Origin of the sequence: Massilia sp. GER05, assembly GCF_052056005.1 — a bacterium.
Classification (GTDB): domain Bacteria; phylum Pseudomonadota; class Gammaproteobacteria; order Burkholderiales; family Burkholderiaceae_D; genus Telluria; species Telluria orientalis.
Genome location: NZ_CP178858.1, coordinates 6675004 through 6697465, shown reverse-complemented (window position 1 = coordinate 6697465; position 22462 = coordinate 6675004). Strand labels below are relative to the sequence as shown.

At 62.7% G+C, this 22462-nt stretch carries 12 protein-coding genes; 5 read left to right on the top strand and 7 right to left on the bottom strand.

All coding sequences use genetic code 11. The annotated features are described in order from the left end of the window. Positions 1–641: 641 nt before the first annotated feature. The 6 genes from ACL58G_RS29425 to ACL58G_RS29400 form a co-directional block, all read right to left on the bottom strand. The gene (locus tag ACL58G_RS29425; protein WP_440964024.1) at positions 642–4799 is read right to left on the bottom strand and encodes a helicase-related protein; all 4158 of its coding nucleotides are present in this window, start codon (positions 4797–4799) and stop codon (positions 642–644) included. After that, on the bottom strand, positions 4796–6769 hold the full coding sequence (locus ACL58G_RS29420; protein ID WP_440964023.1) for a hypothetical protein: 1974 nt from the start codon (positions 6767–6769) through the stop codon (positions 4796–4798). The genes ACL58G_RS29425 and ACL58G_RS29420 overlap by 4 nt, the downstream gene beginning before the upstream one ends. Beyond that, the gene (locus ACL58G_RS29415; RefSeq protein ID WP_440964022.1) at positions 6762–8018 is read right to left on the bottom strand and encodes a hypothetical protein; all 1257 of its coding nucleotides are present in this window, start codon (positions 8016–8018) and stop codon (positions 6762–6764) included. The genes ACL58G_RS29420 and ACL58G_RS29415 overlap by 8 nt, the downstream gene beginning before the upstream one ends. A gap of 11 nt (positions 8019–8029) precedes the next feature. Next, a complete protein-coding gene (locus ACL58G_RS29410; protein WP_440964021.1) occupies positions 8030–9736 on the bottom strand; it encodes a LeoA/HP0731 family dynamin-like GTPase in 1707 nt (568 codons plus the stop codon). Beyond that, positions 9736–11931, bottom strand: coding sequence for an AAA family ATPase (locus ACL58G_RS29405; RefSeq protein ID WP_440964020.1), 2196 nt, complete (start codon positions 11929–11931; stop codon positions 9736–9738). The genes ACL58G_RS29410 and ACL58G_RS29405 overlap by 1 nt, the downstream gene beginning before the upstream one ends. A gap of 298 nt (positions 11932–12229) precedes the next feature. Then, on the bottom strand, positions 12230–13243 hold the full coding sequence (locus ACL58G_RS29400; protein ID WP_440964019.1) for a hypothetical protein: 1014 nt from the start codon (positions 13241–13243) through the stop codon (positions 12230–12232). An 889-nt stretch (positions 13244–14132) separates the two neighbouring features. Here ACL58G_RS29400 and ACL58G_RS29395 point away from each other — a divergent pair. Beyond that, on the top strand, positions 14133–14459 hold the full coding sequence (locus tag ACL58G_RS29395) for a hypothetical protein (protein ID WP_440964018.1): 327 nt from the start codon (positions 14133–14135) through the stop codon (positions 14457–14459). 363 nt (positions 14460–14822) lie between these two features. Here the strand turns inward: ACL58G_RS29395 and ACL58G_RS29390 are convergent, their stop codons facing one another. Continuing rightward, positions 14823–16502 (bottom strand): AMP-binding protein, encoded by a 1680-nt coding sequence (locus ACL58G_RS29390; RefSeq protein WP_440964017.1) that lies wholly within the window; start codon positions 16500–16502, stop codon positions 14823–14825. A gap of 305 nt (positions 16503–16807) precedes the next feature. On the opposite strand from ACL58G_RS29390, the gene ACL58G_RS29385 reads away from it, so the two are divergent. Genes ACL58G_RS29385 through ACL58G_RS29370 form a run of 4 tightly spaced genes read left to right on the top strand, consistent with a single transcriptional unit; the run spans position 16808 to position 22452 of the window. Further along, on the top strand, positions 16808–18004 hold the full coding sequence (locus ACL58G_RS29385) for an isovaleryl-CoA dehydrogenase (protein ID WP_440964016.1): 1197 nt from the start codon (positions 16808–16810) through the stop codon (positions 18002–18004). 10 nt (positions 18005–18014) lie between these two features. Next, on the top strand, positions 18015–19622 hold the full coding sequence (locus tag ACL58G_RS29380) for a carboxyl transferase domain-containing protein (protein ID WP_440964015.1): 1608 nt from the start codon (positions 18015–18017) through the stop codon (positions 19620–19622). A gap of 8 nt (positions 19623–19630) precedes the next feature. After that, a complete protein-coding gene (locus tag ACL58G_RS29375) occupies positions 19631–20416 on the top strand; it encodes an enoyl-CoA hydratase/isomerase family protein (protein ID WP_440964014.1) in 786 nt (261 codons plus the stop codon). Between the two features lie 35 nt (positions 20417–20451). After that, positions 20452–22452 carry an acetyl/propionyl/methylcrotonyl-CoA carboxylase subunit alpha gene (locus tag ACL58G_RS29370; protein ID WP_440964013.1) on the top strand — a complete coding sequence of 667 codons (2001 nt, stop codon included), beginning with the start codon at positions 20452–20454 and terminating at the stop codon, positions 22450–22452. Positions 22453–22462: the final 10 nt, after the last annotated feature.

Genomic DNA, 22462 nt, shown 5'->3' with positions numbered 1-22462 from the left:
CGTCGCATTCGAAGCGCTTTGAGCCTGGCAATCGCCGCAATCGGCATCCGCCCCATCCCGCCGCGCGTCGAATCGAGGTACATTCCCCCGACGGCGGCGGGCCCTGTGGCCTGACCAGGCGTGCATCGTTCAACACCTCGGCAATGTCCCCGCGCTCGCGCGCCAGCGGCGCGCGGCGGCCAGTGTTTAACGCCAAGTTCATTCACGACGGCGCCGATACCGTTGCCTCCTCTTCGTCCGTTCCGGACCCAGCTAAGCCTTCGCACGCCGCCCACCGGCGCGCGAAGGCTTTGTGCGACAGCAGCTGGCCCGTCACGACGGCTTCATGCCGCGCAGCATGCCAGCGACAAGGCGAACCTAGGCATGCCGCTGTAAAACGGCTCCTCGCGCTTGCCGATCGTCCGTTGAAGCAAAAGTGCTCCAGCTTCTGAAGTAAAAATGCCACTTGCGGGCGGCAAGGTCCGGTGCTTTGCCGCAGAGTGAACGGCCGAGTTCGACCTTGGATTCAACCGGTCGACGCAACAAGTTAGCTGAATCGTTCAGCAGGCGTTTTGTATTCTGCCCGTCGTTGTGAAGGTATGGCGATCATGATTCGTGAACATATGCCTGCTGGGTCAGGCCGCCAGGGCACTGCATTCTTGCTAGGCTCCTAGAGCCTTGAAGAAGGCGTCGCGCGCATATTTCTGCTGGAACTTCTGGCTGGTCATCTTGCCCAGCAAGCCTTTCCAGGCCTCGATCAGTTCGTTGCGGGCGCTATCCCACATCGCAGGGTGGTGATAGAGCACGGCATAACGCCGGTTCGTCTCGCTGAAATAGACGGCGGCTTCCGGACGGCGTTCGCCCTTCCAGTCGTCCATCGACATGTGGGGCAGCTCGGCCCATTCGATGAAGGGGAGTTCGGGCTTTGGGCCGGTGCTCGACGTGCTGGCCACGACTTGCCAGACGATGCGTGGTGCTGGGGCGGCAGCGTTGTCCTGGCGGTCCGATGCGAGCTCCAGGTAGGCTTCGAGGTTGAAGCGCTCCCTGCCTTCGCTGCGGATGTGCAGCACCCCGTTCGGCAGCAGCCTGATCGGCAGCACTTCGAGGCCGCGCAGCTTGCCGTCATCGTTCCCGTACAGAATGGACAGCACCGTATCGAATGCATCGGCCAGCCATTGCTGCGCACCTGCCAGCAGGCGGCCGTGCGCCGCGAGATGGGAAGATTCTGGAGTCATGAAATTCTCTAGGTTACCTTGAAAAAAAAATGTCGCGTGGGCGGCAGTGATATCGCCGATGCTTGCTACGGCACGGTACTGCCATTCTTCCGAAGCGTCGCCATTGGCGTGAAGGTGCTGCAGGCGGTTGCCGAGCTTGGCCAGGCGTTCGGAGAGCCTGGCCAGCCACGAACCGTGGGGTGACAGCGCCAAGCAGACGAGCCAGACGACGCCTTGTTCCTTGACCAGGTAGCTCCAGCGACGGCGGCCGTTTTCTTGCAGGATCAGCGCATCCAAGCGGTCGGCGGCAACACCATCCGCTCTCGCAACCGGCGTGCGCAGCAGGTAGAAGTCCTGCAGCCGTTCGAGCAGCACCGGCTGGCGCCGGTACCCGTTCTCGACAAAGGGATCGCGGACGGAGACTTCGCGCGCCAGCGTATTCCAGCGGCGGTCGAGGTGGAAACCACAGGGTTCGGCAAATGCCGTGAGCGCGAACGCAATGCTCTTCCGTAAGGGAGCCGGCTCATGAGCGCCATGCTGCGCTCGCGGCAGCAGATATTCCAGATGGAGTTTGCCGGCACTGCGTTTCCGTTCGCCGTTCGTGGCACGTAGCATGGAATGCGCTATCAACTGCTCCCTGCGCACGATCATCGCGTCCAGCTCGGGGGCGTGCGTGACATTCTCTACAGGGCTGCCGCCCATCGTAGAAAACGCGCCAGGTACGTCGATCTCGCCGTGCAGCAGGTGGCCCGCGCAATCCGGATATTGTTCCAACGCCTGTTCGAACGGGCCGGAGGCTTCCGACGGATAATCCAGCCGGCCGATGGTGATATGGCCGAGCTCGTCCTGCTGCTTGCCGAGATCCATGCGCATATCGCTTTGCACCTTGGCCAGCATCACGCGTTCCACCTGGTAGCGGTCCAGTGTTCCCTCGAGATAGGGGAATTCGACGGCCAGGCGCGGCATTGACCGGAGTGAACTGGCCCGATGCTGTCTTAGGCGACGGCTGATCTGGCTGCCGAAGCGGTCGATGCGGCCGATCCGCTGTTCGAGGTCACCCGACGTCCATGCCACGCCATAGTGCACGATTTCATCGCAGAAGAGGTGCATGTCTACGCCTTCCTTCAGCACATCGGTACACACCAGGATGTTCGGATAGCTTGGGAAGTTGAACTGCGTGACCGCGTATTTGTTCGACAGCATGCCCGAACGACCGACCACGGGCGCCATGCGGGCAAACGCGGGGTCGACGTTGGCGTGGACGTCTTTCCAGCCCAAAGTCGCTTCGTTGCGCAGGCACTTGTCGATGATCAGGTCGAAATGCTCGATCCACAGGCGGAACCGGGCAATCCAGTTCTGCAGGTAAGTGCGCAGCGCGGTCGGCAAGGCCTGGTCGTTCGCCAAGCCCAGCAGGCCGATCAGTTTTTCGGGTAGCGACGCACCATCCTGCGTGCCGGGCAGGCCGCGCACGTAGCGGTTGAGGACATACAGGTCGACCAGCAGGTCACTGTGTCGCATCACCTGCAACAGGCAACGTTTCAGCGTGGCGATCTTCCAGTCCGCCTCGGCGTCCGCGTCCTGTGGAGACAGCCATGCCGGCACTTTGCCGTCCTCGAACAGGAGGGCGACCAGCCGGGCCCAGTGGGCATCGGCCTTGTCCCATACCGCGTCTTCGATACCGGGATGCGCCGCGCGGTGCAGCAGGAAACCGGCAAAGGGGACGGCGCGTGTCGGCGCGGTCAGCAGCCGCGACTGGAACGAGTACAACTTGCCGTTCGATGCCCGCTTGCCGGAAGCCTTTTTCGTCGCTGCGAAATATGGCATGCTTCCGGCGCGCCGGCCCAATTCGTCCTCTTCCTGCGGGTCCCCGGCATCACTGTAGTCGTTCTCGTCGGCGGGCGGCTCATCGGTGCTTACCGGTTCGTAGTCGTCATTGTTCCAGAAATCGCCTGAGTCCCACAAGTCCTCGCGCCGGGCAAAGCCATCACCAGGTGTGGACAGCAGGTCTCGCCATGCTGCGAGGCGGCCGTTCAGCTGATCCTGGAACCGCGACATCAGCCCCAGCACCAGTTCATTGACGGTATCGATGCGGCGCACGAAGACGAGGGTCTTGTGCAGTCCGCCTTCGCGCAGGCATGCGTGCGCAAGCGATTCGCAGACATGGCTCAGTTTCGCGTGCGGTAAATTGTATTTTGGCTCGGGTGGGTCGCCGCGCACCACGCCGGGTAGCATGGCCTTGAAAAAGCTGGTGTTGAGCTGGTTGATCAGGCTGCGGTCCGGCGTTTCCTCGGGCGGCTTGCCGCCAGTGGTTTCCTGGCGGTCGATTTCGCGCTGCACGTGCTCCTTGCCTTCCTTGTCTTTGACCAGGCGCTTGACGGAAGACGACAGCGATTCGAAGGACGAGCATTCGCCTTGGCGGAAACGGTTGCTCTGGCCGTTCAGCACGTGGACCAGCTGCTTCTGCACCACCGCTATGGTCAGCGTCAGGAAGGGATCGCCGAGGGGCGAGGTCGTCACCCGCTTGTAGCTGCGATAAGTGACCTTGCCGTGCGCTTTATCGTCGCCATCGATATGCATCCGGGGCCGGCGCACCATGAAGTCCCTGAGGACCTCGACCACGTCGGTGCGCTCGCCGCCGGCCCCGCTCATGCGGTGGGCGGCCTGCGAGCATCGGCGACGCTCCGGATGGGTGCAGCTCGCGCAGGACTTGCCCTTGTCATGGCCATCGGCCTGCCGGCAGAGGTAGGTGTCCAGGCTCTTGATATCGCCCGGGCCGCTGTGCAGCGGCGTCGCGCTCAGGAATTGCCACTTCTCGACATGGCCCCGGAACACGTGCGCCAGATTGGTGTTCTGGCGGTTCTCGACATGGCGCAGGTACTGCGCTTCGTCCAGGGTGAGCAGGTTGATGGTGCGGCTCTTGACCAGTTGGCCGACACGGCGCGCATAGGCTTCGTTCAGACCTTCCGTGAGCGAATCACGCCAGTCCTCGCCGCGCGGCTTGGCTAGCAGCGCCGTTTCGCTGGCACCGAGGGCGTCGATGCCGATCTCGCGCAGACTCTCGGCGTATTGCGCGCGAATGGTGTCGACCGTGTCGGTATCTGCCTTGCGGCCGAACCGGACCGGGCGCTGAAACGAGGAATAGCGCAGCAGGTGGATACGGCCTTCGTTGAGCAGCAGGGCTTTGGCGAAGTCGCTCAGTCGCTCATAGCGCAGCGGGCGATACAGCGGCTTGTCGTCGACCGTGCTGACCAGGCGGTCGTCGCGGCTCTTGTAGCAGGTTCGGATGAAGGTATCCCATTCACGCGCCCATTGCGCCTGCAGGGTCTTGCCGGGACAGATGATGACCACATGGGAGTCGGGCTCGCTCAGGAACTGCGTGGCGATCACGCCCAAGGCCTGCCGGGTCTTGCCCATGCCCACTTCGTCCGCCAGATAGGCGTAGCCCTTGGTCGTGAGCAGATGCCAGACGACGGCGACCCCACGGCTTTGCAGCTGTGCCTGTGTCGAGCCTTCGACGTCCACCTGCGCGCCGCCATCGAAATTGATGTACGAGCGCACGGCCGCAGCGTTCAGCGGAATCGGGAGCAGGTTGCGCAATGTGGTCATGGTGCGAGTGTTTTCAGTGTCAGTTCATGGCGGAACCACGCCAGGAATTGTCGGGTATCGGGTAGGCGCGGGGCGAACATATTCCTCCAGTGCGGCGACGCTTCCGTCAGCGGCGCAATGGCCAGCTCGAGTCGCTGCATTTCCTCTTCGATCTCGGCGCGCGCTGGGCGCGGCTTGGCCTGCGGACGCAGCGCGTGCAGGTAGCCCAGGGTCTCGGCCAGCTCGGCCAACTGGACGTAACGGCCGATCTGCGCTGCCGGCGTCGCGTCCGGTTGCGCCATAACGGCGCGGTAAAGCGTGTAGATGCTGGTGTTGCCCGTGCCCAGGGCATCCTCGTCGCGGTGGCGCGGATCGGCGTAGTAGCGCCGCATCTTGTCGGTCGCCAGGAAGAAGCCGAAAAAGTCGAACACCGGCTCAGTATTGTCATTGCCGTCAGGATCGGATTCCTCGTCTTCGCCCCCGCCGACGCCGCGGCACCGTGGATCGACGCGACCGGGTACCAGTCCGTGCAGCAGGGCCAGCACCTGGTCGAGGCGGGGCTTGGGCAGGTAGCCGAGCTGATCGTCCTCCGCATTCAACTGGCTGACCAGGCCGACGTGGACGATCGTCCCGGTGCCGCTTTCGTAGATCAGCTTGTAGCTGCGCACGGGATGGCGCAGGGGTAGGGGCAGGCTGACCCGGTGCTCACGTTGGCGGCGGCAGTCGAAGCGATGGGTCAGGGGACCGATTTCCAGCAGCAGGTCGGCGAACCCGGCATCGGGGTCGACCGTGAGGTTGCAATGGAAGTGTTTGCTGCGCCAGTCGTAGACGATATCGGCACGGAATGGCGGCAAGGGAGGTGCGCCTTCTTCGCCGTCGTCGGCGCCTGCGCGATCGTCCCGTGCCAGGTCGGTCAGCATGCGCGACCAGTTGTAATCCACATCGACCCGATAGCGGAGCATGGCCTCGATATTCGAAAGCCAGCCGCTGCCGTGTTGCAGGGCGGCCGTGGTGAAATTGGCCGAGCCGATGCACAGCACCTTGTGCTTCTCGTCGGCCAGCAGCAGGGCCTTGGCGTGGGTGTAGCGTTCGGGTTCGTCGACGAAACGGGCATAGCTCACTGGACGTACTTCCCGCAGGGAGGGAAAAGCGTAGCCATCACCCTGCATGGCCGGTACCAGCCGGAAGTCAATGTCGCCCCGCGTGTCCGCCTCGGCCCGCGCAATTAATCCGGGAACGTCGCTCCAGAAAGGGGAGATGACAGTCGCTTCGCGCCAGGCGTCGCCGCCTAGCAGCGACGACAGCAATGAAACCTGGCTTGTTCGAATCTGCGGAGGAAGGGCCAAATGCAGCGTCGGCAGATCGCGCGCCTCGCCCGCGGGTAGACGATCCGTGCCCAGGGCAGCCAGGAGATGTTCCAGCACATGGCGCGTGTCGCCTTCCTCGACCGGAGCCTGGCCCGGCGCTGCGCCGGCCATGCTCACCTTGCTCTCGGCCTGGCGCAGCAGCCATGCGAGCAGCGGCTGCAACTCGTCCGCGTGCTGCGCGGCGACCGGCGTGATGCCGACCACCTCGCGGTTGACGCCCCATCCGCTGTAACTCAGGTTGGCGCTGGCCACCGACAGCCACAATTCCTTGCGCCCGCTGGTGCCGGTCCCCGCCATCAGGATGATCTTGGGATGGAACCGGCCCCGATCGAGCGCGACCGTCATCAGTCCATAGCGCAGGTTGCCCTTGGGTTCGGGGTGCGCCGAATGATCGCAGGCGACCACGACCTTGAGCTCGGCAAGTTGCCGGTTCAGCATGTCGCGCGTGAGCGATGCGCCTTTGAGATCGTTGATGTCCGTGCCGCAGAGGAGGGGCAGCACGTTGTCTTCGAAAAAGGAAGCGGAGAACGTAAAGCTGGTGAACAGGACGTAGTCAGGCCTTCCGTCGATGAACTTGCCCAACATGCTGCCGAGCGCACTGCGCATGAATTGTTGTTCAGCCACGGCATGCTTTCTGTGCTTGGGCGTACAGGGTGCCCGCGGTGGACAGGTAATAGCCGTTATCCCAGGGGAACCCGTTTTCCAAGCGTTTCAGGATGGCGCCGGTGCTGCGATCCGGCGCCGTCAGCACCAGCACCAGCGATCCTTCCAGACGCGCCATGGGGTCACGGCCGCGCTCGACGGCCACCGTGGAGTGGTGCGCGAGCACCTCCTGCAGGAAGGGCGATACGCCCTCGTTTGCGGCCCTGGCAACGGCCATCAACTGCTGGCTGCGCGGGTTCTTCATGACATCCTCGAGCTTCAGGAAGTCCTGGGCCCGTTCACGGATCGGCGTGCTGAATGCGGCCAGGTCGGCTGCCACCGTGCCGATGCGCGTTGCGCTACTGCGCAGCAGGTAGTCGAAGCTGTCCTGTACCGTGACCAAGAACGGTTCACAGAGCCGCACGTATTCGAGTTGGCCGGCAAGTGGCTGAGCCGCATCAGCGTCGGCCGTGGCCAAGGTCGCAGATAGCCGCTCCACCAAGTTGCGGACAGGCCCATATCGTTCGTGGTCCTCGGCGATCGGTTCCTTGCGCAGCGTACTGCAGTGCCGGGCAAGGGCGCTGTGATGCTCCTTACCGAAAAGCCGGTCGAACAACAGGGTGTTGAGGGCAGCCGATTCGAAGCAGTTGTCCAGGGACCGGCGCAGCAGCGGTTCGGCGTCCAGCAGAGTTCGGGGATGGAGTGTGCGCCGTCCGTCCTTTGCACAGGCCAGAAGTTCGCTGCGCAGTGCCTTGTCGGCGCCTTTGTCCCATTCGGCGGCGAGCACGTCCGACGGCTCCGGGCTCAGCATGCCGTTGTTGATCAGGCCGGCGCGCCCGCAGGTGCCGCGGTAGTACTGGTACAGGCCGTTGACAGCAGTGCTGCTGTCGTCGCGGCGAACGGTGAACTCGGTGCCGGAAGCGAAGCGGCGCGTACCGAAGCAATGGCGGACGTTTTCGTGGAGATACGCTTCCAGCAGCCCTTCCATCAGGCGGAAGCAGCGGCGGAAGCTCACGCCTTCGGCGGCGCCGTCGCGTTCGAAGAGCCGGGCATGGACGAAATGAATCACCAGCACCGCCTTGATGCCGTCGAGCCGTGTGACCGGGCCGGCGATGATCGGCACCAGCCGGCGGCCCAGTTCGGCCCACACGGGGAGAAGGCCGAGCGGATCCCGGCCGGTATCGGCGCGCAACAGGTCCGGGTCGCGCGCGGTAAAAAAGGGCAGGTTCACGGGTTTCTCAATCAGGCCGCGACGTCGGTGAACTCGACGCGGATCGCCTCGCCGGACTGGCGCCATGCGTGGAACTGCTGGCGTTGCGCCTCGCGCTCGCGGACGCTTTGGGCGATGTCGCGGACGCTCGTCTCGAGTTCGTTATAGTCGGGGAAGAACTTGGCCGCGAAATCATCGCTGTTGACGAGCCCGAGCAGTTCCTCGCGCTGCTGCTCGAAATTCTTCACCATGTCGGCGATCGCATTCGCGAACGCTTCGCGCCGCTGGGCCTGTTCCCAGCTGTCCCAAGCTTCGATCGCCAGGCCCAGCACCGACAGCGCGCCATTGATGCCCTTGGCCATGTTCACGGCGCCCCAGGGTTTAAATTTCAACATCTTGCCGAGGTCGACCCCGATCCACTTGGCAGCAGTGACGACTCCGTCACGCGTGGCAAGCACCGTCGAGCTGTTGATCAGGTTGCCGCTCAGGACGAAATCCAGTCCCTGTTTACCGTACTGGCGCACGTTGGCATTGAAGTGATTGAGTTCCGACTCGAAGCCGACCCGCATCTTCTGCACTTCGAGCGTCACGGTACTGATGCGGCGCTCGAATTCGTTCTGCAGTCGGGTGGCGATCATCACGCCGCCCGCGCCGACTTCGCGCTCGAAGAATTCGCCGAAGGTTTCCAGGGTGGTGCCACGAGCCTGCAGGATCAGGTCCGAGAAATAGCCGGTGACAAACTGGCGCAGACTGATCCGCACGTCCGAGACTTCACCGGCGGTAATCGTAAGTTGCTTCTGCATGCGCACGTTGATGGTCTCGAGCTTGGCGACTTCCGCGGCGATCTTCTCGTCGTTGGCGACGGCGACCGGCAGCTGCTTGTCGAGGACGTCGCGAATCACGCTCTTCTTGGCCTCGCCGATGACGGAGGCCAGTCCGCCGTTCATCGTCACCTTGTCGGCGGTGGCTTTCTGCAATGTGGCAATACGCGACAGGCTGCGGAATTTTTCCAGGTTCTGCAGCCAGTGCTCGGTACCCATGTCGAAAGGGTTGGCGGCGACCGCGACGATGGCGAGCGAGGCCGCCTCCTGCGGGCTCAGGCCGATCAGTTCCTGCAGGCGGCCGATGACGTTGCGGCGCTTGATCTCCAGACCCTCGGTATATTCGCGGTCGTCTTCGACGTCGGCGACCTCGTCGAAGCGGCTCAGGACGAACACGGTGCGCGGCAGCAGGTCCAGGGTCCGGAACAGCCAGTGTAGGTCGTCCTGGTGGCTGGCCTTGATCGGATTGGCAGACCCCATCACGTACAGGACCAGGTGGGCTTCGCTCACGTACTTGCGCGTGATGTCCTTGTATTTCTCGATCGCGTTGATATCCGCGTTGAACTTTTCCTTGAAGCCGAACAGGCCGGGCGTGTCGATCAGCTCGAAGTCGGAGCCGACCTGGTAAACCTTGACCTCGTTCGAGGATTCCTGGTGACTGATGTTCATGGTCGAGCGATCGAGCTGTTCCAGCCAGGCCGCAGCGATCGAGGTTTTCCCTTCCGAGAAGCCGCCGATCAGCGCGACCTTGAGTTTTTCGCCTGCGGCGCTGTCGATGGTCGCGTCGAGCTTTTCCTTCAGCTTCGGGTCGATGTCGATGCCGACCGCTTCGCCCCGCAGGAGAAACTCGCGCAGCTTGTTGAGGATGCCGATGGCATCGGATTGCTGCGACTTGAATGCGTCGAGGGTTTGCTCCATTATTTTGCTCCTGTCTTTTCGATCGTCTTGATGATGGTCTTCAGCTGTTTCTGCGCGCTGCCGAGGATGGTGTCGATCTGCCGCACCTGTTCGGCCGGAACCTGCACGGCCGCGTTCAGCGCCTCGACCTTCGGTTCCAGTTGCGGCCAGCCTTCCACTAGTCCCTTGCGCACCGACTCGCGCAGCGCGTCTTCGATGCGGCTGAGGTTTTCGTTCGCTGCCTTACGCTGCTGCGACATGCGGTAACTTGAGCTGAAGGCGCCCCACACGGCCTTGGCCAAACCGACGATCGCCGTCACCGCACCGAGCGCAATGATGGCCCATCCTGCTGGATTCGAGAGCAGGATCGCTGCGCCAGCGACGGCGCCGACCAGACCCGGGATATTGATGCCGTTGTCGATCTTGATCTTCAGCTCGAAGCGTTCGCTGAGGCCGCCCATGTCGATGCTGCCGTAGGCCTCGAGCAGTTCGCTGGCGTGCTCCTTGAAACGATCGATCACGTCGGCGATCTGCGACTGGAATTTTTCGAGCGCCCCTTGCATCAGCTTCGGCATTTCTTTCGCCAGATTCTCCTGGCCTTGGCGCAGGCAGCGTTCCAGCGCCTGCTTGAAATCGTCGTTGCCGATGTCCTTGTCGATTTGCTCGTAAATCCGCTCGCGTGTCACGGTGACGAAGCGGTCGACCGCTTCTGCGCCGATCGAGTGGGCGCGCGACTTCAGCGCATTCATCGCGAGGTCGACCTGTTTCTCCGCGTCGAGCGCATCGGCGTGAAGGCGCTTGGCCAGCGGCTGGAAGGTCTCCTTTCGCAGCTCCGTCAGCTTGTCGTCGACTGCCACCACCACTTGGCGCGCCTTGTTGAAGTTGGAGCGGACGATCTTCGCTTCGCTGTTGCTGACCAGCTCTGAAGCGACCTTGGTGCGGAAAGCGCTCGCGCCTGAGCGGTCCAGCAAGGTCTCCAGAGGGAAGGCGTCGAGGAATTTGGCCCGGCTCTTGGCCTTGGTCGAGCCGGGAACCAGGCACTCGGCCACGCCCAGGAAAGCAGGGTGGGCACTGATCGCCAGATGGCCGCAGTAGTGTTCGCCGAGCGCCTCTTGCATCGTCGTGTCGAGCGCGGCCAGGCTGTCCTCTTCGTCCTTGCTCACCAGGATGTTCTTCGCGAGCACCGCAGGATTGGTCGCGCGTTTGTTATAGATGGTCCAGACTTCGCTTTGTGCGCCGAGGTGGGACTTGATCTTCTCGAGCGTGCCCATGCGTCCGTCATCACCTTTTTGCGGCGCGGATGCGATTGCGGTGACATAGAAGACCGCATGGGCGGCCTCGATGGCGTGCGAGATCTCGTCGTTGACCTGCCGTTCCGATCCTTCGATGCCGGGAACGTCCAGCAGTGCGAACCGTTGTCCTGCCACAGTGAATTCGTAGCGTCCGGTTATCCGGGTATTGTCGGAGCGGCCGTCACCGATGATTTCTCCGTCGGCATACCGCTCCAGTTGCTTGAGCTGGCCTTCGGATTGCGCCAGCGCATTTTCCGCCGCTGCGGCGTGTTGTTGCGCTTCGGCCCAGGCCTGTTTTGCCGGAGCGGCTGCTCTTGTCGCTTGCACCTCGTTGTCGTTCAAGGCCTGTTCCAGTTCGCGCGCCTGCTTCTGTGCCGGCAACTGCTTGAACAGGTAGATGAAGCGTTGCCAGAGCGGTGCCGCCGCCTTGATCTGCACGACCTGCTGGCCGAGTACTTCGATCTGGGCACGCAGCTGCTGACTGCGCTGCCGGGCGGCTGTAAGGATGTCGTCGTGTTTCGCCTCCAGCTCGGCGGCCTGCGTCTTGTACTGCTCGACCCGGTCCCGCATGGCCGCGATACCTTCTTCGGTCAGGTTGAACTCGGCCTGCAATTGCTTGAATTGCTGCTTGTTCGAACGCCGTCCTTCTTCTTCGAGCATAATGCGCAACATCTCGATGATTGTCGATTTGCCGGCATTGGTCTCGCCATAAAAGGCGATCTCGAAGACTTCCCACTTGGCGTTCTTTTGCAGCGAAGCGATATCGGTGCCGAGTTCGCGTGCGAGGTTGTTGAATACGTCACGTGCATTGCCGATTGCCTCGGATACGTTCTGGTCGCTTGAACCATATTGAAGTCCACGGAGGATGGCATCGACTTCGGCCGACACCATGGCGTAAAGATGTTGTGGCGTGCTGAGGTCCAAAAGTGTGCCTTTCCTGAGGAAGATGTAACGAAGTGAGGCCAAGTGCGCCGTATTAATATTGTTTTAATTGAAACGCGATAGAAGATTGCAGGTACCTGGATAGTCTGCTGCCGACTGAACGGCTGAGTTCGACGTAGCGCAGACGTTCCGGTGGCGTCAAATAAAGATGGGCGATGGGTTCTTCACCCGACCGCTACCTTAATTGGCACTTTCCGTCCGTTGAAACAAGAATGCCCCAGCTTCTGAAGAAACTGCCGCGCTAACTGAGGGAGCCGGCAATAGAGCGTCCAGACGGCGCTCAGCTGCGCAAGTCGCGCTTGCCGCCGATGGGCAGAAGGCAAAGCCCGCCGAGGACCAGCGCTAGGGAGGCCGGCTCGGGTATCGGGGTCAGCACATACCCCCTGATGTAATTGTTCGCATCGGTTCCCACTGCGGCGATTTGTCCACCTTCGTTGATCCCGATTGCGAGCAGCAGCCTGAACTGTCCGCCCGGCGGGTTCGCAAGCACGGCATTGAGATCGACCTGTTTCTGTCCTGTCCAGAGGAGCGCGCCGGTATTGTTATAACCGACCACCTGATCCCTTTCGTTGATATCGAAGGCGCCCGAATGTTCGCCGTCGCCTGTGGTTCCAAGCAGGCTCTTACCCTGAGCGTTCCATAGCGTCGCTTGGTACTGCCCCGTTGCCGAACGGCTTTCGCCGACGATGTCGCCGGCTCCGTTGATGCTATACGCAGCGCCGTTGCGTTCCAGATCTGTGAGAACGCCATTGCGCCAGACCACGGCGATCGGGTTACCGGCCGCGTACCGGTAGCCCACGATATCGCCTGCGTCATTGATCCCTTGAGCGAGGGCGTTGCCTAGATCGGTCACGGAATCAGCCGACCAAAGGGTGCCACGCTGATCGTAACCGACCACCTGCCCGCCGCTGTTCATCCCCTGAGCATAGCCATGGCCGAGGTCGATCCAGCCGCTGCTGCGCCATACGAGCGCGTGGGGGCCGTCGCGAGGTGCATTGGCAAAGCCCGCGATCTCCCCCGCATCATTGATCGCAAGCGGCGTTACCATCGATCCCTTCCACGTCCCGAGGTCGCGCGCGGCCGCTCCAGACCACAAAATCGCGTGTGTCACGCCGTCGGCAGTGGTTGCGGTCCCGACGCTCTGCCCCCGGTTGTTGATGGCGCTCACGCTGCTCGACTCGACATTTGGCACCAGCAGCTCGGTGACCCTGAACAGATTGGCCTTCGCCGGGCTCGCCAAGGCGGCCAGCAACAGTCCAAGGCCACACAGCTTGGGGATCGTATGTTTTCTCATCGGTACAAATCGCAATCGGTCTAATATCAATAACATTATCATACAGAAAATTTGCGATTATGAAATAAAAAGTGCCCCGTTGCTACTTCAGGGGCAGAGGTTCGATGAATTAAATATGCGACTCTTTATGAAGGAAAAGTGCGGGTCGTTGTAGTAAGCGATTTCAGGTAAAACTGACCTGAACCGGCCCGCGCAAAGTGGAAAAATCACAGAGCGGCCGATACCTCTTGAGGACTGGGCGTGGGCGCAGATTTCACTGCCCGAGCTCGAGAAAAAGACCGGGGCCACCTTTCCCGCATCGATCAAGAAAATCGAGCGCGTCTTGTCTGTGCCTGAAGCGCTGGATTCCGGTGGGCCAGTTCTAAGGCTGATTCTCTCTGACGGTCAATTCTTCGTCTGACGTCTGGAAAAGCAACAAGAGGCTTTTAACTCAGCGGTCCTGCTACTGCTTGAACAGTTTGCAACCACGCCTGTGAGTCGCAGGCATCCTGTTCGGCATCGACAATTTGAAGGAGCTATCATGCCGGCTACGCCTGGTTTGCTGTGTCAGCTGGCTTGAGTCTTACTCCTGAACTATTCCCAATTATTGCCTTCATGCAATCGTTTGCCTTGCCGCTGGCTATTTCCCGGCCTTCCGTCGGCCCAGAAATCCGTGTGTGAAACGCCCAAACCCGTCGGCGTCCGTTGAAGCAAAAATGCCGCAACTTGTGAAGTGAAAATGTCACTTGGGCGCGGGTGAACACGGCCGGGCCGCGACGCGGGTGGACGATGCCTCGGCCGTACTTTGCCTTCTAAAATGCGGTAACCTTTTGCAGTTCTCTATTGCGTTCGGGCTTGGAGGACCAATGTACGGGACACCGAAAAGCCCTTTGCTATGGAGAAGAGCGCATTGAATCGCATCTTTGCACTTTGGCGCATGGTCGCCGGGCAGGACCTGCGCCTGCTGTGGTTCGCGCTCCGGCATGAGGAATGTCCCGGGTGGTTGTTGCCCGGGCTGGCTGGCCTGACGTTGTTCGCCGTTGAGCCACTGAATTTCGCTTTGCCCGTGTTCGGCGCGGTCGACGAATTCGTGCTGGTCCCGCTCGTCCTGCATGGCATGGTGAAAATGCTTCCGGCGCACCTCCTCGACGGTTTTGCGCGCGCTACCGCCGGACGCCAGCGTCGCCGCGCCCGAATGGCAGCCATGCGGCCGCGCCACCCAAAGTCCGGCATGTAGGCAATATCGCCAGCAGAGGCTTCTGGTCCCTGACGAAGTCTTTGGCTTGGTCTTGCGGGTATTCGTGTTCCCGGCGATTAATCTTTATATTGCGGCATATTACTTTTCGGTGACGCCATCCCGGGGGGCGCCCGATCCATCCGGCCGTGCGCTGCGACGAAAAGTGCGGATCGCGCAACGCAAGCTCCGCCTCCGCGTGGCGTGTCAGCAGCCAAGAACCCTGGAACACGTCGTCGCGTCACAGCACCGGACCCGTCTCGCGAAGGCGGCGAAAAACGGGGTAGGGATCACACAGGAAGGCGTGATCGAACGCCGGTCGTATAACGTGCGCAGTGGATCTTCGGCTAGATACCAGCGCCAATTTCATTCCATGGCTAGCCCAAGGTCCGATGTGACCTGTTCGCGCAGGATGTACTTTTGTATCTTTCCGGTTACCGTCATCGGGAAGGCGCCGACGAACCGCACGTAGCGCGGAATCTTGTAGTGCGCAATCTGACCCGAGCAGAACGCCCGGATCTCATCGGCGTCCGCTTCCATACCTGGGCGCAGGATGATGCAAGCGCAAAGTTCTTCGCCATACTTCGGATCCGGAACGCCGACGCACTGCACGTCCTGTACCTTCGGATGCCGGTACAGGAATTCCTCGACTTCACGGGGATATATGTTTTCGCCGCCTCGGATCACCATGTCCTTGGAACGGCCGACGATCCGGCAATACCCTTGGTCGTCGATGACGGCCAGGTCGCCGGTGTGCATCCAGCCGGCGGCATCGATCGCCTCGCGCGTCTTGTCCTCGTCGCCCCAGTAGCCGAGCATTACGGAGTAGCCGCGGGTCAGAAGCTCGCCCTTCTCGCCGCGGGGAACGACGCGTCCGCTGCCGTCCACGATCTTCACTTCGAGATGAGGATGGACGCGGCCGACCGTGGATACCCGGACGTTGACGGGATCGTCGATCGAACTCTGGAAGCTCACCGGAGACGTTTCCGTCATGCCGTAGGCGATCGTGACTTCTCTCATGTGCATGTGCTGGATAACCCGGGTCATGATCTCGACCGGGCAGGGCGAGCCGGCCATGATGCCTGTGCGGAGATGCGACAGGTCGTATTTCGCGAAATCGGGATGGTCGAGAATGGCGATGAACATGGTCGGCACGCCGTGCAGGCCCGTGCAGCGCTCCGACTGCACGACGTCGAGGACGGCCTTGGCATCGAATCCCTCACCCGGGAAGACCATGGCGGCGCCATGGGTGATGCAGGCGAGGTTGCCTAGGACCATGCCAAAACAATGGTAGAGCGGCACCGGGATGCAGAGCCGGTCGCGCGCCGTCAGGCGCATCGTTTCCCCGATGAAGAAGCCGTTGTTGAGGATGTTATGGTGCGTCAGCGTCGCCCCCTTGGGCGCGCCCGTGGTGCCGGACGTGAACTGGATGTTCACCGGATCGTCGAATTGCACGCCGGCTGCCACTTCTGCGAGACGTTCCAGGTCGGCGGGGCCAGCTGCGGCGGCGACGTCGTCGAAATTCAGCATGCCCACGGTGTTATCCGTGCCCAGGCGGATGACGTGGCGCAGATGGGGCAGGCTGGTCGCGCCCAGACGTCCTGGGCTGGCGTCCCGAAGTTCGGGCACGACATCCTGCACCATCGCGATGTAATCGCTGCTTTTGAAGCTTGGTGCGAGGATCAACGCGCTGCACTGTACCTTATCGAGCACGTATTGCAGCTCCGAGCGCCGGTACGCCGGATTGATGTTGACCATGACGAGACCGGCCTGTGCCGTCGCGAACTGCGTCACGATCCACTCTGCGCAATTCGGTGCCCAGATCCCGACGCGGTCGCCGGGGCGCAACCCAAGCTTCAACAACCCGGCCGCGAAGCGGTTGACATGCTCGAGAAGCTCGCGGTACGTCCAGCGAATGTTCTGGTGTGCCACGACGAGTGCGTCGCGGTCGCTGAAGCGTTTCGCGATGCCGGCAAGATGAGTCCCGATCGTCTCTCCGATGAGCGGCACGTCATGTGACCCATGGACATAGCTTGACTGCTGCATCTTTCACTCCTCCGGTGATTGGTGGCGCGCGCACCCGTCGCCGTGCGGATGGTCGGCCTGTCTATACAAATAAATTCAGTTTGAGTAAAGCTCACAATGGCTGATACTTGGGGCCTTGCCTGAGTAATGCTCATTATTTTGGTATCGATAGAGTGTAGTGAACCTAGAGATGATAGGCAACATTCATTTTGACAAATTCGAGAAAATAAAATAATGTGAGTTAAACTCACAAAACATCCGATGTGCCGCGGTGCACCGTGCCCGGCGCCGCCGGCTCTACTTTCATCTCGCTAACAGGGGACAACATGGCAAATTCATTCCTCGACCTTCCGGGTCTGGGCTTCGATCACGGGGAAGACATTCGGGCACTGCGCGAAGCTGTACAACAGTTCGCCGCGAGCGAAATCGCCCCCCGCGCGGCCGAGATCGACCGCACCGACCAGTTCCCGATGGACCTGTGGAAAAAGATGGGCGAACTGGGCCTGCTCGGCATCACCGTCAGCGAGGAATACGGCGGCGCCAATATGGGCTACCTGGCGCACATCGTCGCCATGGAAGAAATCTCGCGCGCGTCGGCCTCCGTCGGCCTGTCTTACGGCGCCCACTCGAACCTGTGCGTCAACCAGATCAAGCGCAACGGCAACGACGAGCAGAAGCGCAAATACCTGCCGAAACTGATCTCGGGCGAGCACGTCGGTGCATTGGCCATGTCCGAACCGAATGCCGGCTCGGACGTCGTCAGCATGAAGCTGCGCGCCGAGCTGAAGGGCGACCGCTACGTGCTGAACGGCACCAAGATGTGGATCACGAACGGCCCGGACGCCGACACCCTCGTCGTCTACGCCAAGACCGACATCGAGGCCGGCCCGCGCGGCATGACCGCCTTCCTGATCGAAAAGGGCTTCAAAGGTTTTTCGATCGCCCAAAAACTGGACAAATTGGGGATGCGCGGTTCGCACACGGGCGAGTTGGTGTTCCAGGATTGCGAAGTGCCCGTGGAAAACGTGCTGGGTGGCGTGGGCAAGGGCGTGAACGTGCTGATGTCGGGGCTGGATTTCGAACGCACCGTCCTCTCCGGCGGTCCGCTGGGCATCATGTCGGCCTGCATGGACGTCGTCGTCCCGTATATTCACGAGCGCAAGCAGTTTGGCCAGGCCATTGGTGAGTTCCAACTGATGCAAGGCAAGATCGCGGATATGTATTCGACGATGATGGCATGCCGCGCGTATGTCTACGCGGTCGGCCAGGCCTGCGACCGCGCATCGAACCCGGAACAGGTCCGCGCCCTGCGCAAGGACGCCGCCGGCGCCATCCTGTACAGCGCGGAAAAAGCGACGTGGATGGCCGGCGAAGCGATCCAGACGCTGGGCGGCAACGGCTACATCAACGAGTATCCGGTGGGCCGCCTGTGGCGCGACGCCAAGCTGTACGAGATCGGCGCGGGCACGAGCGAGATTCGCCGCATGCTGATCGGGCGCGAGCTGTTCGCCGAGACGGAATGAAGGCCCGGCCATGACGACTCTCGAATCCCGATTGAATCCACGCGCCGATGATTTCCGCGCGAATGCGGACGCGATGCAGAAGCTGGTCGACGACTTGCGTGAGCGTGTCGCCGAAATCGCGCAGGGCGGCGGCGATGCGGCCCGAGCAAAACACACGGCACGCGGCAAGCTGCTGCCGCGCGAGCGCGTGCAGATGCTGCTCGATCCGGGCACCCCGTTCCTCGAATTCTCCCAGATGGCGGCCTACGCGATGTACGACGATGCGGCGCCCGCCGCCGGCATCATCACGGGCATCGGCCGTGTCGCGGGCCAGGAATGCGTGATCGTCTGTAACGACGCTACCGTCAAGGGCGGCACGTATTACCCGATGACGGTGAAAAAACACCTGCGCGCGCAGGAGATCGCGGAGCAGAACAACCTGCCCTGCATTTACCTCGTGGATTCCGGTGGCGCCAACCTGCCGAACCAGGACGACGTGTTCCCCGACCGCGACCACTTCGGCCGCATCTTTTATAACCAGGCGAACCTGTCGGCCAAGGGCATCCCGCAGATCGCCGTCGTGATGGGCTCGTGCACGGCCGGTGGCGCGTACGTGCCGGCGATGAGCGACGAATCCATCATCGTCAAGGAACAGGGCACGATCTTCCTGGGTGGCCCGCCGCTCGTGAAGGCGGCCACAGGCGAAGTCGTCACGGCGGAGGAACTGGGCGGGGGCGACGTGCACACGCGATTGTCCGGTGTGGCCGACCACCTGGCGCAGAACGACACGCATGCGCTGGCACTGGCGCGCACCATCGTCTCGAACCTGAACCGCGTGAAACCGCAACAGGGGGCGCGCCGCGAACCGGTCGAGCCGAACTACGCGGCGCACGAGCTGTACGGGGTGATTCCGACCGATACGCGCAAGCCGTTCGACGTGCGCGAGGTCATCGCGCGCATCGTCGACGGCAGCGCGTTCGACGAGTTCAAGGCGAGATACGGCACGACGCTCGTCTGCGGCTTCTCCCATATCTTCGGCATGAAGGTCGGGATCATCGCCAACAACGGCATCCTGTTCTCGGAGTCCGCACTGAAGGGCACGCACTTCATCGAATTGTGCTGCCAGAGAAAAATCCCGCTCGTCTTCCTGCAGAACATCACGGGCTTCATGGTGGGCCGCAAATACGAGAATGAAGGCATTGCCCGCAACGGCGCGAAGATGGTGACCGCGGTCGCCACGGCCGCCGTACCGAAATTCACCGTGATCATCGGCGGCAGCTTCGGCGCCGGCAACTACGGCATGTGCGGCCGCGCCTTCTCGCCGCGCTTTTTGTGGATGTGGCCGAACGCACGCATCTCTGTGATGGGTGGTGAGCAGGCTGCCGGCGTGCTCGCGACGGTCAAGCGCGACGGTATCGAGGCCCGGGGCGGCAACTGGGGCGCGCAAGAGGAGGAAGCGTTCAAGGCGCCGATTCGTGCTCAGTACGAAACGCAGGGCCACCCGTACTACGCGTCGGCACGCCTGTGGGACGACGGCGTGATCGATCCGGCCGACACCCGCATGGTGCTGGGCCTGGGTCTTTCGGCCGCGTTGAACGCGCCGATCGAGGACACGAAGTTCGGCGTATTCCGGATGTAGGAGACGATATGGAATTCCAGACGCTGCAACTGACGCAGGAAGGGCGCGTGGCCACTGTATGGCTGAACCGTCCCGACGTACGCAATGCCTTCGACGAGACGGCAATCGCTGAACTCACCCGGGTGTTCGACATGCTGGACGAACGCACCGACGTCCGCGCGGTCGTGCTGGCGGCGCACGGCCAGGCATTCTGTGCCGGCGCGGACCTGAACTGGATGAAGAAAATGGCCGGATACAGCCACGCCGAGAACCTCGACGACGCCGGCCGCCTCGCGCGCATGCTCCAGTCGATCTACCGGTGCTCGAAACCCGTCGTCGCGCGGATCCAGGGCGACTGTTATGCGGGCGGTGTCGGGCTGGCCGCCGCGTGCGACGTCGTCGTCGCGGGCGAGGGCGTGAAGTTCTGCCTGTCCGAGACCAGGCTCGGCCTGATTCCCGCGACGATCTCGCCGTACGTGGTCAAGGCGCTGGGCGCGCAGGCGTCGCGACGCTTTTTCCTGACCGCCGAGATCATCCCGGCGGCCGAGGCGCACCGCCTAGGGTTCGTGCATGAACTGGCACCGGCCGACGCCCTCGACGAGCGGGTGGCGGGGATTGTGCGTGCGCTCGTGGCGGCGAGCCCGAACGCCGTCAGGGAGGCCAAGCGCCTCGTCCAGGACGTCGCCGGCAGGTCCATCGATGACGCGCTGGTGAACGATACGGTCGTCAGGATCGCCGACATCCGCGCGTCGAACGAAGGCCGGGAGGGCATCCAGTCGTTCCTGGAAAAACGCAAGCCGTCGTGGTGCCAGTGAATCTCATCCAGACCAATCTATCGAGCACAAATAAAATGTTCAGCAAAATACTGATCGCCAATCGCGGCGAGATCGCCTGCCGGGTCGCCGCGACCGCGCAGCGCATGGGCATCCGTACCGTCGCCGTGTATTCCGAGGCCGACGCCGATGCCAGGCACGTGGCGGCGTGCGACGAGGCCGTGCCGATCGGCCCCGCGGCCGCAAGGGACAGCTACCTGCGCGGCGACACGATCATCGCGGCGGCGCTTGCGACCGGCGCGCAGGCGATCCACCCGGGCTACGGCTTCCTGTCCGAGAACGAAGACTTCGCCCGGGCCTGCGCGGAAGCCGGCCTCGTATTTATCGGGCCGCCAGTGGGCGCGATCCACGCGATGGGATCCAAATCCGAGGCCAAGCGCGTGATGGAGGAGGCCGACGTCCCTCTGGTGCCGGGCTACCATGGCGAGCGCCAGGACGTGGAATTCCTGCGCGAGCAGGCCGACCGCATCGGCTATCCCGTGCTGTTGAAGGCCAGCGCCGGCGGCGGCGGCAAGGGCATGCGCGTGGTGGAGCGTCACGAAGACTTTGCCGACGCGCTGAAGTCCTGCAAGCGCGAGGCGATTGCCAGTTTCGGCGACGACCGGGTGCTGGTGGAAAAATATCTCACGCGGCCGCGCCATATCGAGATCCAGGTCTTCGCCGATACCCTCGGCAACTGCGTCTACCTGTTCGAGCGCGACTGCTCCGTGCAGCGCCGCCACCAGAAGGTGCTGGAAGAGGCGCCCGCGCCAGGCATGACGCAGGAGAGGCGCAGGGCGATGGGCGAGGCGGCCGTGGCCGCGGCGCGCGCGGTGGGCTACGTCGGCGCCGGCACCGTCGAATTCATCGCGAACCAGGACGGGTCGTTCTATTTCATGGAGATGAACACCCGGCTGCAGGTCGAGCATCCGGTGACGGAAATGATCACCGGTACCGACCTCGTCGAATGGCAGCTGCGGGTCGCAGCCGGCCAGCCGCTGCCGAAGCGCCAGGACGAGCTGACCATCCACGGCCATGCGCTGGAAGCGCGCATCTACGCGGAAAATCCCGAGAAGGGCTTCCTGCCGTCGATCGGTCGGCTCCGCCACCTGCGCACACCTGCCGCCGTGCATTTCACGACGCCACCGGCGCCGGAGACAGGCGGCATCGTACGCATCGACAGCGGCGTGCGCGAGGGTGACGCGATCTCGCCCTTCTACGACCCGATGATCGCCAAGCTCATCGTGTGGGGGCAGGACCGCGCGGCGGCGCTGGCGTTGATGGCGCAGGCCCTGGCGGACTACCAGATCGTTGGCCTTGCCAGCAATGTCGCGTTCCTCAGGCGCCTTGTGCTGAGCCGTCCGTTCTCGGATGCCGACCTGGATACCGGACTGATCGTCCGCTATCACGATGACCTGTTTCCGCCGCCACGCCCGGTGCCGTTGCCGGTTGTCGCGCTGGCTACGGTCGCGATCCTAGCCGGCGAACGCCGGGCCGAACGCGACGTGTGGGCATCGACCCGGGGCTGGCGCATGAACGCCGCGCTGGCGCGTGTACTCGAATTCGGCGCGGACGACGGCGACGTCCGGGTGACGGTCACCTATGGAGACGATGGCTGGCGCCTGGCCTGCGCGGAGGCTATCGAACACGTGCGGCTGAGCGCCTGCGCCGGTCGCGACTTCACGCTGCGCGTGGGACACGCGGTGGTGCGCGGCACGGTTGTGCGCGACGGGTCCGTGCTCCACGTCTGGTGGCAGGGCGAGCATGTCGTCCTGGACTATCGCGATCCGATGGTCCACGCCGGCGAAGCAGAGGCCAAGGGGGGCCGCCTGACGGCGCCGATGCCGGGCAAGATCGTGGCCCTGCTGGTCGAAAGGAACCAGCAGGTGCAGAAGGGGGCGCCCCTCTTGATCATGGAGGCGATGAAGATGGAGCACACGATCGCCGCGCCATCCGACGGCCTGGTCGAGGACCTGCTGTACGCGGTCGGCGACCAGGTGGCGGACGGCGCGCAACTGCTGGCGTTCAAGGCCGCGTGAAAGGAGCGAA